This window comes from Lysinibacillus sp. NPDC093688 (genome assembly GCF_050280145.1).
Taxonomy (GTDB): domain Bacteria; phylum Bacillota; class Bacilli; order Bacillales_A; family Planococcaceae; genus Lysinibacillus; species Lysinibacillus xylanilyticus_B.
Genome location: NZ_JBNNUX010000027.1, coordinates 50,816 through 65,867, shown reverse-complemented (window position 1 = coordinate 65,867; position 15,052 = coordinate 50,816). Strand labels below are relative to the sequence as shown.

Sequence of the window (15,052 nt, the reverse complement as noted above, 5' to 3'; positions counted from 1 at the left end):
GAACTTGAAAAAGCTGCCGCCTGCAAAATACAGACAGCAGCTTCAAAAAGTTGCCTAGCTTTTTTCAAAATGTCCTTTACAAAGGGTACACTTTAAACTAGCCTAGTTTTATTTTTCATAAATAATAAGATAAAATCACTTTTCAGAAGGATAAAACAACAAATAGATGGATGAAGTTTGTAGAGTGATAAAAAAGGAATAGTGTCATAAATGCAAAAATAAGAAATCCCTAGAAAATGAGCGTTCTAAGTGTTACGCTATAGGCGAATTGAGTAGAGAGGTGTTCGGAATATGAAAAAGAAATTATTTATTACACGTAAGTTTCCGCCACATATAGTTGAACCGTTGAAAGAGTTTTATGATATCAAACAATGGGAGGAGGAGGAAATTGTTATACCGCGTGAAAAACTATTGGCAGCTGTCGCAGATTGTGAAGCACTGTGGGTAACGCTTGCTGATCAAGTCGATGAAGAACTATTATTACACGCACCTAATCTAAAACTCGTGACAAATTTAGCAGTTGGATTTAATAATATTGATGTCAAAGCTTTGCGTAAGCGCGGAATAATGGCGACAAATACGCCAGGAGTTTTAACAAATACGACGGCTGATTTTGTAATGGGATTATTGCTTGCGACGGCTCGTAGAATTCCAGAAAGCGATCGATATTTGCGTGAGGGTAAATGGAAAAGCTGGTATCCAATGCAATTAGTGGGGAAAGAAGTTTCAGGGTCCACGATAGGAATTATTGGTATGGGACGTATTGGTCAAGCTGTTGCAAGACGAGCAAAAGGTTTTGATATGAAAATTTTATACAACAATCGTAGACGTCGCCATGAGGCAGAGGAAATGTATGGTTTTCAATATGTATCGTTAGAGGATCTTTTAAAACAATCGGATTTTGTTGTGATTATGACACCTTATAACAATGATACAGTAGGACTTATAGGAGCAGAGGAACTTGCGTTAATGAAGGATGATGCGGTATTAATTAATGCGTCACGAGGTGGCATTATCGATGAGAACGCACTTTATGAGACGTTAAAAAGTGGTAAGTTATGGGCTGCGGGGCTAGACGTCTTTGAGCAAGAGCCTATTGCGTTGGATCATCCATTGTTGACGCTTCCTAATGTTGTAGCACTCCCGCATATCGGTAGTGCCTCGCTTCAAACTAGAACGGCTATGCTGATGCTGAACGTTAAAGCACTTACTGCTTACGGACAGGGCCAAACTCCATCCAATCGAATAGATTAATGTAATGAAGATAACAAGGGGAGCTCTGGCGAAGAAACGGCTAGCCCGCCCGTGGAAAGCGCCCAGCCGGAACGGAAATCAACCCCTCGTTTTGGCAAAGAGCCATACTTTATTTATGACACCTTAATCTCATTGACATAATAGTTTTTCAAAAACATGAAAGGAGCACATCGCATTAGATGTGCTCCTTTTTTAAATAGCGTCCATTATTTATTAAACATATCAAATAAACCGCCAATGCCGCCTTCGCCTTTAGATTGACCGCCACCGCCTTGAGAAATTGGTGCTGCAGCGAATACGCGACTTGCTAATCGGCTGAATGGTAAGGATTGAATCCATACTTTACCCGGCCCCTTTAAAGTAGCAAAGAAGATACCTTCACCACCAAACAATGCTGTTTTTACGCCTCCAACCATCTCGATATCGTAATGTACATCAGATGTCATGGCTACTAAACAGCCTGTATCAACACGCAATACTTCGCCTGGCTGTAAAACCTTTTCGTGTATAGCGCCACCTGCATGTACAAAAGCCATGCCGTCTCCTTCAAGTTTTTGCATAATAAAGCCTTCACCACCGAAGAAGCCAACGCCGATTTTCTTTTGGAATTCAACGCCAACTGATACGCCTTTTGCAGCAGCTAAAAAAGCATCTTTTTGACAAATAATCTTTCCATCTAATTGACTTAAATCCATTGGAATAATCTTTCCAGGGTATGGAGCAGCAAAATACACATGACGTTTACCTGAACCAACATTCGTAAATGTCGTCATAAATAAACTTTCACCTGTAATTAGGCGTTTTCCAGCTCCAAATAATTTACCCATAAGACCACTTTCTAGGCTTCCTCTTGAACCATCGCCAAAGATCGTTTCCATATGGATAGAATCATCCATCATCATTAAAGCACCAGCTTCAGCTACTACTGTTTCTTGCGGGTCAAGCTCAACTTGCACATATTGCATATCGTCGCCATGTAATTTGTAGTCAATTTCGTGATTATTCATAATAGGATTCCTCCAAAATTCATTTTAATAGTATATACGATTATATGTTATGTAAGTTTCAATGAATAATTAATTATTTAAGAAAAAAAAGGAATAAGATAGAAGATGTCGAATATAAAAAACTAGTATGAGTATTTTTTATTTTCGTTTAGCTGAAAATTTGTGATTGTTTTTCAATGATCACATAAGATTTTCATCCTGAACTGACATCAATGTTTAGCTAAGAGAAAAGAAAATCTCTGGTGATTGTCACCAATGTCGTTGAACCAAAAGCATGCTTTACAGATTGTTATATATTAAAGATTCGGAATTTTGACATATTTGATTCTGCATAGAGATTAATAGATGACATCTGTTTAAAAGTAATGCAACTGGTAGCGATGATACAGAGGCAACATAGATACTTCAGGGGGTGTTTGTAGTGGAAATCAAAAACTATATCGGTGGTAAATGGGCAACATATTCCCATTTACAAAGTATAGTAGTGACCAACCCTGCAAATGGGGAGCAGCTAGCTACGATTCCGCGTTCTACGGCAAGTGAGGTAGATGAAGCGGTAGCGGTTGCAAAACAGGCACAAAAAAACTGGGCATTAGTACCTGCGCCTAAACGTGCTGACTATTTATATGCCATCGGTCAAAAAATGAAGGAGAAGAAGGAGCATTTAGCGACCGTTTTAACAAAAGAGATGGGAAAGGTCATTGAAGAAGCTAGAGGTGAAGTACAGGAAGGGATAGATATGGCCTATTATATGGCTGGTGAAGGACGACGGTTATTTGGGGAGACAACACCGTCTGAGCTAGCCAATAAATTTGCCATGAGCGTACGGGCACCTATTGGCGTTGTAGGGTTAATAACTCCGTGGAATTTCCCTGTAGCCATTGCTACCTGGAAGTCATTCCCGGCAATCGTTGCTGGCAATACGTTCATTTGGAAGCCATCGAATGAAACACCGATGATGGCGTATGAAATGGGTAAAATTTTTGAAGAGGCTGGCTTACCAGATGGCGTAGCAAACATCGTCTTTGGTACAGGGCCAACAGTTGGAACAGCATTAATTGAACATCCAGATGTTAAAGTCATTTCATTTACCGGCTCTACAACAACAGGAAGTAAGGTAGCAGAGCTAGGTGGTAAACACCTTAAGAAAATTTCATTAGAGATGGGCGGAAAAAATGCAGTCATCGTGATGGATGATGCCGATCTACAGCTAGCCACTGAAGGAATCCTATGGAGTGCATTTGGCACTGCTGGTCAAAGATGTACAGCATGTAGTCGCGTGATCGTGCATAAAGGTGTAAGAGAGGAACTAGAAAAACGTCTATTAGACGAAATGCATAAGCTAACAATTGGGGACGGTCTAGATGAAGGCGTGAAAATCGGACCTGTCATTAACAAAGCTGCATTGGAAAAGATTAATCACTATGTGCAAATCGGCAAACAGGAAGGGGCGACGTTGTTAGCTGGCGGTAGAATTTTATCTGAGCCTCCTTATGACAAAGGGTCTTATTATGAGCCTACACTATTTACCAATGTGAAGCCTGACATGATTATTGCACAAGAAGAAATCTTTGGTCCGGTCGTTTCTCTTATTGAAGTAGCAAGTTTAGATGAAGCAATCGAAGTAAACAATGGTGTAAAATTTGGCTTATCCAGTTCAATTTTTTCACAAGATGTGAATACGATTTTCCGCGCACAACGCGATTTAGATACAGGTATTGTTTATGTGAATGCTGGCACAACAGGTGCTGAAATCCATTTACCATTTGGTGGGACAAAGGGCACGGGGAATGGTCACCGTGACTCGGGTGTAGCTGCATTGGATGTCTATACAGAATGGAAAAGTATTTATGTAGACTATAGCGGGAAATTACAAAGAGCACAAATCGATACAGAATAACAGATCAATGAAAGGGGATGTTCTTGATGAAAGTTGTTGTATTAGGTGCAGGTTTAATGGGGAAAGAGGTAGCTCGTGATTTAATAAAAAATAGCAAAGTAGAGTGTGTATTTTTAGGGGATATTGACGTAAAAATAGCGCAGGACTTTGTGGACTCGTTAAATACAGATAAAATTGAGGTTGTAGAGCTTCATGCTGAGCGCGATGACTCGTTAATGGAGGTTATTTCAAAAGGCGACGTAGTCGTTAATGCATTATTCTATGCCTTTAATGAGCGTGTAGCAAGAGCAGCCATCGCGGCGGGTGTTCATTCCGTTGATTTAGGTGGTCATATTGGCGGTGTCACAGAAAAAATATTAGGTCTCGACGAAGAGGCAAAAGCAAAAGGTGTAACCATTATTCCAGACTTAGGTGTTGCGCCAGGTATGGTCAATATTTTAGCAGGTTACGGTGCTTCGAAATTAGATGAAGTGGAATCTATTAAACTATTTGTAGGCGGTATTCCTACAGAACCGAAGCCACCTCTTAACTATACACGCGTATTTTCTCTAGATGGTGTCTTTGATCATTATACAGATCCATCAAAAGTGATTCTAAAAGGTAAACTTCAAGAAGTTCCGTCGTTATCAGGCGTTGAACCTATTTATTTCAAAGATTTTGGTGTGCTTGAGGCATTTTATACAGCTGGCGGTATATCGACGCTGGATAAGACATTCCCAAATGTCCAAACATTAGAATATAAAACAATTCGTTATAAAGGGCATGCAGAGAAATTTAAGCTATTAGCCGATTTAGGACTCCTCGATGCTAATAATAAAGTAGAGGTAGAAAATCAGGAGGTTTCTGTACGTCCAGTTGTTCGTGAGGCACTTAAAAAGCAACTTGAGCTTGGTACAAAACCAGATGCAGTGCTATTGCGTGTTATTGTAGCGGGTGAAAAGGCACAGCAACAAGTGACGTATGAGTACGAAATGGTTGTGCGTAAAGATATGACGATTAATGAAACAGCGATGGCTCGTGCAACAGCCAATACAATTTCTGTCGTTGCTCAAATGATTGGAGAAAATAAAATTTCAGAGCGCGGTGTATTTGCACCTGAATCAATTGTACCGGGCGACATTTATATTGAAGAAATGGCCAAACGAGGTGTAGTTATTAAGGAAACATCTCATACATCTGCAATGATCGTGAAATGGTAGGTGCTAGGTCATGAATTTCGAATTTACCACTGAGCAGGAAATGTTACGTAAAACAGTACGGAAGTTTGTGGATGATGAGATACTTCCACATATTGCGAAGTGGGATGCTGAGGGTGGCTTCAATCCGAAGATTTGGTCAAGACTAGCTGAGCTCGGCTTAATGGGTGTTTGTGTCCCAGAACAATACGGTGGCAGTGGTATGGATTACAATGCACTCGCCATCGTTTGTGAAGAGCTTGAACGTGGAGATACAGCATTTCGTACAGCTGTTTCCGTTCATACAGGCTTGAATAGCATGACCTTAATGCAATGGGGAACAGAGGCTCAAAAACAGCAATATCTTGTTCCGCAGGCGAAAGGTGTTCGGATTGGGGCGTTCGGTTTAACAGAGCCTGGAGCGGGGTCAGATGTAGCTGCTATGTCTACCACCGCTATAAGGGATGGAGACTTTTACGTATTAAATGGGCAGAAAACATGGATTTCCTTATGTGATATAGCTGACCATTTTATCGTTTTTGCCTACACGGATAAATCGAAGAAGCATCATGGCATTAGCGCCTTTATCGTGGAGCGTTCCATGGCGGGCTTTACGTCGAAGGCGATTAAAGGTAAATACGGTATTCGTGCAGGTAATACTGGTGAGCTCTTTTTTGAAAATCTACGTATACCTGTAGAGAATCGTCTAGGAGAAGAAGGAGAAGGCTTTAAAATTGCAATGTCCGCGTTAGATAATGGTCGTTTTACCGTAGCTGCTGGCGCCGTCGGTCTCATTCAAGCGTGTCTCGAGGCAAGTGTGAAATACTGTCATGAACGCGAAACATTTGGAAAGCCTATTGGTGAGCACCAGCTAGTAGGGCAAATGATTGCCAAAATGGAAGCGGGCTATCAAATGAGCCGCTTACTTGTCTATCGTGTTGGAGAATTAAAAAACAAAGGTGTACGTAATACGCGAGAGACATCATTAGCAAAGTGGCAGGCTTGTGATTTTGCCAATAAGGCAGCGGATGATGCTGTACAAATTTATGGAGCATATGGTTATTCGGATGAATATCCAGTCGCCCGTTATTTGCGTAATTCGAAAGCACCCGTTATCTATGAAGGCACGCGGGAGATCCATACGATTATGCAGGCGGACTATGTTTTAGGAACACGCCAAGATAAGCCATTAGCAAAAATGTTACCGAAATGGCCATTTGAAGAGTAAGCGTTTTATCAAAAATTAAACATAAAAAAGAATCCGAACTTCGGGTTCTTTTTTTTAATGTCTAAGCGAAATATTCCATTTCATTACAAATGTACTGATTTTTATACTCTAATTGTGTCTTGAAGTTCAAATTATACAAGAAAATATTGTTATAAAATAACATTTTATATTGCTTTATTCACATAATATGGTATTTTTAAAAAGGTAATATAGTTCTAAATAATCAACATATTACCAAGTTATAAATGTAGTACCATAGGAGGATTTGTTATGAAGAAAAAGTTAAAACTCAATCAAGTGTTAATTGGAGTAAGTACGATGGCACTGTCATTCGGAGCGTTACAAGCAGAAGTATCAGCAGCAGAAAAAACGCCTTATAATGTATTACAAATGAAGCCTATTGGCATAGAAACGCCTAATGATGAAGTTGCACATTCTACAACAGCTGATGAAACATTATCATTTGAAGAACGTTTGGAAATGGGGGATTTTTCGGAACACCCAGCTCCAACTATAAATCTTGCTGAAACGAAGCAATTGCAGGAACAGTACTCAATAGCAGAGCTGAATGGAATGGGCGATAGTGAGCTAATTGATACGCTAGGAAATATTCGCTGGTATCAAATTACAGACTTATTCCAATTCAATGAAGAAACAAAAGCTTTTTATCAAAATAAAGAACGCATGCAAGCTATTATCAATGAATTAGGGAAAAGAGGAAGTTCTTTTACGAAAGATGATTCAAAGGGTATTGAAACATTTGTTGAGCTATTGCGTTCGGCATTTTATTTAGGGTTTTATAATAAGGAACTAGGTTATTTAAACGAGAGAAGTTTCCATGATAAGTGTTTATCAGCATTAAAGGAAATGGCTAACAATCCGAACTTTAAACTTGGTACAGATGAGCAAGATAAAGTGGTATCCGCCTATGGGAAATTAATCGGTAATGCTTCTAGTGATGCAGAAACAGTTCAGCATGCTGCGAAGATATTAAAACAGTATAGCGAAAATCTCTCTACATATGAAAGCGATTCTTTAAAAGGGCAAGTGATCTATGATTTAATACATGGGATTGATTATGACCTGCAGTCGTACTTGCATCAGACAGGCAAAGAAGCGAATACGACGATGTGGTATGGAAAGATTGATAGTTTCATTAATGAAGTGAATAACATTGCTTTAATACATAAAGTAACAGATAACAATAGTTGGTTAATCAATAATGGCATTTATTATGCAGGACGATTAGGCGTATTCCATAGTCATCCGGATAAAGGTTTAGAAGTTGTTACACAAGCGATGCATATGTATCCATATTTAAGTGAAGCTTATTTTGTGGCAGTAGAGCAACTTACAACAAACTATGGTGGAAAAGACTATAGCGGAAATGCAGTAGATTTAGAGAAAATGCGTGAAGAGGGCAAGAAGCAATATTTACCGAAAACCTATACATTTGATAATGGATCGATTGTCTTTAAGACGGGAGCTAACGTAACAGACGACAAAATTCAAAGATTATACTGGGCTGCAAAAGAAGTAAAAGCACAATATCACCGTGTAATTGGGAATGATAAAGCATTAGAACAAGGCAATGCTGACGACGTATTAACGGTTGTCATTTATGACTCCCCAGATCAATATCGATTAAACCGTCAATTGTACGGCTATGAAACAAATAATGGTGGTATTTATATTGAAGAGAATGGAACGTTCTTTACATATGAACGTACGCCAGAGCAAAGTATTTATAGTTTAGAAGAGTTGTTCCGCCATGAATTCACACATTATTTACAGGGAAGATACGAGGTTCCTGGCTTATTCGGAACGGGTGATATGTATCAAAATGAACGACTAACATGGTTCCAGGAAGGAAATGCAGAATTCTTTGCAGGATCAACGCGTACAAATGATGTTGTTCCACGTAAGAGTATTATTAGTGGATTATCAGATGAACCATCACAACGCTATACAGCTAAACAGACATTGTTTGCAAAATATGGATCATGGGATTTCTATAACTATTCATTTGCACTACAATCCTATATGTATACGCATCAATTTGATACATTTGATAGAATTCAAGATTTAATTCGTGCGAACGATGTGAAAAATTATGATGCGTATCGTGACGCTTTAAGTAATGATCCACAACTGAATACGGAATACCAAGCCTATATGCAGCAATTGATTGATAATCAAGAAAAATACGAGGTGCCACAAGTAGCAGAAGATTATTTAGTGGAGCATACACCAAAAGCGTTAAACGAAGTAGAGCAAGAAATTGCCGATGCTGCTAACGTAAAAGATGTAAAAATGACAAAACATAAGTCTCAATTCTTTGATACATTTACATTCGAAGGTACGTATGTAGGCAGTGAAACAAAAGGTGAAGTTAACGATTGGAAGACAATGAGTAAGCACGTAAACCAAGTACTGGAGCAGCTGGCGCAAAAAGAGTGGAGCGGCTATAAAACAATGACTGCATATTTCGTAAACTACCGTGTGAATGCAGCAAACCAGTTTGAATATGATATTGTTTTCCACGGCGTTGCGACGGATGAAGGTGATCATCAAGCGCCTATTGTAAAGATAAATGGTCCATATGCTGGAATCGAAAATGAAGAAATCCAGTTCACGAGCGATGGTTCAAAAGATAAGGATGGAGAAATCGTTTCTTACCTTTGGGATTTTGGTGATGGCAAAACAAGTGACGAGGCAAACCCTACGCATGTATATGAAAAAGAAGGCACATATACTGCGACATTAACAGTGAAAAATGATAAGGGAATAGAAAGTAAAGATCATGCAATTGTAGCTGTACGGAAGGGCACACAAACAGGGAATAATCATCAAGAAGAAGCGAAGACAATTCCATTTAATACGGCCCTAAAAGGTAGTTTGATTGGTGATGATGATACGGATGCATACACATTCGAAGTTACGTCTCCAGAAGAAATCGATATTTCTGTCCTAAATGAAAATCAAATTGGTATGACATGGGTGCTTTATCATGAATCCGATAAGCAAAATTACGTAGCATTTGGACAGGAAGATGGAAATGATATAAAAGGTAAACTTCATGCGGAACCAGGAAAGTATTATCTATATATTTATAAATTTGATCAAGAAAACGGGACATATACAGTAAATGTACAAAATGAAGCAAAAACAGAGATAGAACCAAATAATCGTCCAGAAGAAGCGACTACGATACCATTTAATATGCCCCTAAAAGGTAGCTTGATGGATGATGATCATACGGATGTATACACATTCGATGTTACGTCACCAAAAGAAATCGATATTTCTGTCTTAAATGAAAATCAAATTGGCATGACATGGGTGCTTTGTCATGAGTCTGATATGCGAAATTACGTAGCGTATGGACAGGAAGATGGAAATAATATAAAAGGTAAATATAATGCGGAACCAGGAAAATATTATTTATATATTTATAAATTTGATAATGAAAATGGGGTATATACAGTAAAAGTACAATAAGTTTTAGGTACAATAGTAGAAGCTGATTTGAAAACGAGAGGGATTCACTGCCTCTCGTTTTTTTTACTAAGAAAAATTTCGGAATAATGTAACTCTTTTGTTCGTTGGTAGTCTAAATAATAAACAACTTTATGAAAGGTAGGAAAAATGATGAAAAATAAGTGGGGAGCATTGCTAATCATCATCGTACTAGCTATTTTGCCAGGAATTTTTACGTTCATGTCGACCCCAAAAGTAGAGGCACAGACTACAAGTGCGAGTATGACAACTCATAACTGGCAAGTATCCTTTACGAATGCACTAAATGCCAGCAAAATAACGGAAGACAATGTTTACGTAACAAATAGCAAAGATCAAAAGGTAACAGCAACTGTCGCATTGGAAGATGATAACAAGACCATTCTCATTAGCGATTTAACACCCGGTAACTATAAATTACATGTGAATAAAGAAGCGTTTGTACTAGGTGGACCTAAAACAACATCGCAAGTAATAGCGTTCACCATCATTGAAAAGCTTGAAGCTGTCAAATCAGAGAAAGAGCTACAACAATATTTTGAAACACTTTTAGCTAATACACAAAGAGAGATGCGTGAAGAAGCAAACATAGAAGTGGCGAAGAGCGAGGACAAAGCAAGTTCGAACAACTCCTCTACAACGAATAATCAAGTCGAAGGCGTGGAGGAGGGTGATATAGTTGTTGTCAAAGATGGCTATATTTACGCTGTAAAAGATCAGAACATTACTGTAGTGGATGCTAAGAACCCAAAAAATTTAAAGCTAGCAACAACGATCAAGATGAAAGAATCACAATATATTTCGAAGCTAGCAGTATATGATCATTTATTAATAGCAATTAGCAATGAATATTTAGAAAAAATAGGCACAAGCATGACGACAGCTTCGTTATATGATATTTCAAATCCAAAAAATCCAAAGCTAATACGTGAAGTGGGGCAAGAGGGGTATTTACAAGATATTCGAATTACAAATGACACATTATATTTAATCGGTAATATGTACCCGAATTATTGGATGCTTAGAGAGAAAAAAGCGCCGGATTTAAAACCGAAAACATATGATAGTGTAGAAGGAAAAGAATATAAAAGTTTACCGCTAGAGAAGATTTCTATTTTACCGAATACAATGGATGGAACATATAGCTTAATGACAGCAGTGGATTTAAAAAATGGTGCTAAGAAAACGGCGAATACAAAAGCATACTTAGGTGGTAGTAGTGGACTTTATATGTCGGAGAATGCACTTTATTTAACAACACCCATTTATGATGGAAATCCAGTGCCTGCTGCTGGCCTTATTATGGATAGGATCTGGATGCCAAGAACAACGAATACACAAGTTTTTAAATGGAATGTTGATGGAACGGCCATGAATTTTGTTGGCACTACGGAAGTAAAAGGATCCGTGTTAAATCAATACTCAATGGATGAATATGACGGTAATTTCCGTATCGTGACAACGGAAGGAAATGCATGGGATGAACAACAAATATCAAAAAATCACCTATTTATTTTAGATGAAAACTTACAACAGCTCGGTGCAGTAAAAGATTTAGCTCCTGGTGAAAAAGTATATTCTGCACGCTTTATGGGCGAAAAAGCATATGTCGTAACATTCAAGCAAGTGGATCCACTGTTTGTGATTGATGTAGCAAACCCGAAAAAGCCAGCTGTGCTAGGGAAGCTAAAGATTCCAGGCTTTAGTAACTATTTACATCCATTAGATGATACACATTTAATCGGCATTGGCTATGATACGGAGCAACGCTATGATACCTATTCGAAGCGGAATTTTACGGTGACAACGAATATGAAAATGTCATTGTTTGATGTATCAGATTTCAAACATCCAAAGGAACAATCAACAGTGAAAATCGGTGGAAAAGGCTCGTACTCCGATGTTCAATACAACCCTAAAGCGTTATTCCGCAACAAGGAATACAACTACTTTGGTTTCCCAGTTGTCCTGTATGATGCAGGAAAGGGCGATGAAATTGTCTACAAAGGTCAAGGTGCACACATCTATGAAATCACTGCAGATAAAGGCATCGTACTAAAAGGAAATATCGTTAATAAAAGCAAGGGCGATCAGTATGAAAATTGGGAGCAGCTTGTACAGCGAGTAGTCTATATAGATGACGCTCTTTACACAGTAGCTCGCAATGAAGTAAAGAGTTATCAGCTAAAAGACTTTAAACCACTTGATACATTAACAATCAAATAAGAAAAGAGTCCAATAAACTCAAGGTGAGTTTATTGGACTTTTTATTTTGTTGTAAAATAAGGGCATTTTCAAGAGTTATCGACCAACTTTTAAATTTTATCGCCCAACTTTCACGTTTTATCGCCCAACTTCTGAATTTTATCGACCAACATTCACGTTTTATCACCCAACTTTTAATTTTTATCGACATCCACCTTCAAAAGAGCAAAAAGGATTCACGTACAAAACTGTTCATGAATCCTTTTGCTTTATTATGTCGCCCAGTCTTCACTCCAATCAACGTATCCACATGACACGCGTTTTAAAAAAAATGACATCCAATTTTTTAGTTTGATCGGGACATTTTCAGGAGTTATCGACCAACTTTTAAATTTTATCAACCAACATTCACGTTTTATCGCCCGACTTCTGAAATTTATCAACCAACATTCACGTTTTATCACCCAACTTTTAATTTTTATCGACATCCACCTTCAAAAGAGCAAAAAGGATTCACACACAAAACTGTGCGTGAATCCTTTTACTTTATTATGTCGCCCATTCACCACTTCAATCGACTTATCTACATGACATACGTTTTAACAAAATGACTTCCAACTTTTTAGTTTGATCGGGACATTTTCAGGAGTTATCGACCAACTTTTAATTTTTATTGACCAACTTTCACGTTTTATTGCCCAACTTCTGAATTTTATCGCCCAACATTCACGTTTTATCACCTAACTTTTAATTTTTATCGACATCCACCTTCCGAAAGGCAAAAAGGATTCACACACAAAACTGTGCGTGAATCCTTTTACTTTATCATAGCGTTCATTCTTAATTGCACAAAGTAAAAGTACTACGTTTTCATTGATTGGAGTGGAAGGCTACTCGACTCCCGTGGGAAAGCGAGACAGGCGAGACCCTGCACGGAGCGCAGCGGAGGAAGCGGCTCGACGCTCGCCCACAGAAAAGCGAGTAGCCTGGAACGGAAATCACCCCCCTCGTTCTGCAGAAAAGTCTTACTAACCTTAATGGAAATTAAGTTTCTCAACACAAAAAAGTCCAATAAACCTTGAGTTCATTGGACTTTTTCTTTAATTATTTTTGACGATATGGAAGAATTTCCGATACTGTCACGAATTCATAGCCTTGCCCTTGTAAATAAGCAAGTACAGCATCAAGACCGTCGGCAGTCGATTGATGAATATCATGCATTAAGACAATAGCGTTATTGTGTAAATTATTTTTCACATGAGGGAGTAGCTGTTGCGCATCACGGAACTTCCAGTCTAATGTATCGATCGACCATAAAACAACAGGAATTGGAATTTGAGCGTTAATCGTATCGTTTGTTGCTCCATACGGTGGTCTAAATACAGTTGGCGTTTGATTAATGGCCTTCTCTATTATCCCAGTTGTAGATGCGTATTCATTTACGGCCGCCTCTAGTGACAGTTTTGTTAATACAGGATGGTTCCATGAATGATTACCGATTTCATGTCCCCTTGCAAGTACGTCTCTTGCGATATCAGGGTAATATTGTACGCGACTACCAAGCATAAAGAAGGTAGCTTTTGCATTATATTTATCGAGCGTATTTAAAATCTGTTCTGTAACCTTTGGATGTGGACCATCATCAAAAGTTAAGGCAATACGTTTTTTGTTTGGATCACCTGTAATAATTGGCTGCGTTGGTTTTTCCATAGCAATCTGGAATTCAGAAGCTAACAATGGATTGATAAGTGAAAGGGGAAGCTTCACAGTTTGTGGACCAACTGCTCCACTAGCAATCTCATACTCATCAAAATAGAATTGTAACGAATTATCAACGATAGCAAAGCGATGGAAGTTAGACCACTTAGGTTCAGTTGACTTGATTACATCATCCTTGAAAAGCTCTTCCTTTAACTTGGGATTTTGTTGTAAGTCCTTACGTACATAAGTAGCTAATGCCGATAAGTTGTTTTCGTCGTTATTCAACAATGTTTCAATGGAAATTAATTTCCCAGTTTCATGATTGATAAAGAATGTTTTTGTTGAAATCTCAGGATTGGCTCCACCTGTATACAACATTTTTGTTAGCACAAAGGAATAGTAGTGCTTCTGATATGGGAAAGTGTCCAAACTAATATTCAGCTCACCCATTGCCTCTTTATCTTTATTTTTTTTCATAGATGACAGATAGTTTTCTTTTGAATCCGTTATGTACTGTAGTACAGCCTCGTTAAAAGCTTTATTATCTGTTTCTGGATAGTGAATAGCAAAAGGAGTTCGCTTATCATTTGAAACATCTGTTACAATACGTATACCTGGAAACGCAGAGCTTTCTGTGGATAGGTTACTCGTTATTGAATCTGAATTTGTCTCGTCTGAGGCACTAATTTTTTGAAACTTAAAGTCATCCTTTGATAGGATAATGACTAAAATAATAGTCGTTAATGAAATGATGAGGCCAATTAATAGGAAATCAATCATTGGGCCGCGTTTTTTTCTGCGTTCCGGCATTTTGATGGAGACGCTCCCTTCCGTATTTATTTTTCTATACAATCAGACGTGTTAGTCATTGAAAAAGTTATACGAATCTACGAAGTTTTGCTATTAATTTGTAGAAACAATCCTCATGAATAAATTACTCATTAGCTTATCGTTTTCATCATATGAAAGCCGAAATACTTTTGTGTTAAAAGTTGAAATTTTAGTTGAGTTTTTATTTGCAGTTCGATACTATTGGCAAGGAACCTTTTAAAGGAGGTAGTTA

The 15,052-nt window shown here is 38.2% G+C and carries 7 protein-coding genes and 2 pseudogenes; 7 read left to right on the top strand and 2 right to left on the bottom strand.

From position 1 onward, the window contains the following. Window positions 1-291: 291 nt before the first annotated feature. Window positions 292-1,254, top strand: coding sequence for a 2-hydroxyacid dehydrogenase (locus ACQKN2_RS18605; RefSeq protein WP_427416264.1), 963 nt, complete (start codon window positions 292-294; stop codon window positions 1,252-1,254). Between the two features lie 206 nt (window positions 1,255-1,460). Here the strand turns inward: ACQKN2_RS18605 and ACQKN2_RS18600 are convergent, their stop codons facing one another. Beyond that, on the bottom strand, window positions 1,461-2,261 hold the full coding sequence (locus tag ACQKN2_RS18600) for a TIGR00266 family protein (RefSeq protein ID WP_427416263.1): 801 nt from the start codon (window positions 2,259-2,261) through the stop codon (window positions 1,461-1,463). A gap of 421 nt (window positions 2,262-2,682) precedes the next feature. On the opposite strand from ACQKN2_RS18600, the gene ACQKN2_RS18595 reads away from it, so the two are divergent. The 6 genes and pseudogenes from ACQKN2_RS18595 to ACQKN2_RS18570 all read left to right on the top strand — a co-directional run bounded on the left by ACQKN2_RS18595 (window position 2,683) and on the right by ACQKN2_RS18570 (window position 12,309). After that, entirely contained in the window at window positions 2,683-4,161 is a 1,479-nt protein-coding gene (locus tag ACQKN2_RS18595) for an aldehyde dehydrogenase family protein (RefSeq protein WP_427416262.1), read from the top strand. A gap of 26 nt (window positions 4,162-4,187) precedes the next feature. Continuing rightward, on the top strand, window positions 4,188-5,360 hold the full coding sequence (locus ACQKN2_RS18590; RefSeq protein ID WP_427416261.1) for a saccharopine dehydrogenase family protein: 1,173 nt from the start codon (window positions 4,188-4,190) through the stop codon (window positions 5,358-5,360). A 10-nt stretch (window positions 5,361-5,370) separates the two neighbouring features. After that, entirely contained in the window at window positions 5,371-6,564 is a 1,194-nt protein-coding gene (locus ACQKN2_RS18585; RefSeq protein ID WP_427416260.1) for an acyl-CoA dehydrogenase family protein, read from the top strand. A 270-nt stretch (window positions 6,565-6,834) separates the two neighbouring features. Continuing rightward, a pseudogene (locus ACQKN2_RS18580) lies at window positions 6,835-9,720 on the top strand (collagenase); the annotation flags it as partial. A gap of 6 nt (window positions 9,721-9,726) precedes the next feature. Continuing rightward, window positions 9,727-10,065 (top strand): annotated as a pseudogene (locus ACQKN2_RS18575) (PPC domain-containing protein); the annotation flags it as partial. A 147-nt stretch (window positions 10,066-10,212) separates the two neighbouring features. Further along, entirely contained in the window at window positions 10,213-12,309 is a 2,097-nt protein-coding gene (locus ACQKN2_RS18570; RefSeq protein ID WP_427416259.1) for a beta-propeller domain-containing protein, read from the top strand. Window positions 12,310-13,392: 1,083 nt separating this feature from the next. Here the strand turns inward: ACQKN2_RS18570 and ACQKN2_RS18565 are convergent. Continuing rightward, window positions 13,393-14,799, bottom strand: a complete 1,407-nt coding sequence (locus ACQKN2_RS18565) for a polysaccharide deacetylase family protein (RefSeq protein WP_427416258.1) — start codon at window positions 14,797-14,799, stop codon at window positions 13,393-13,395. Window positions 14,800-15,052: the final 253 nt, after the last annotated feature.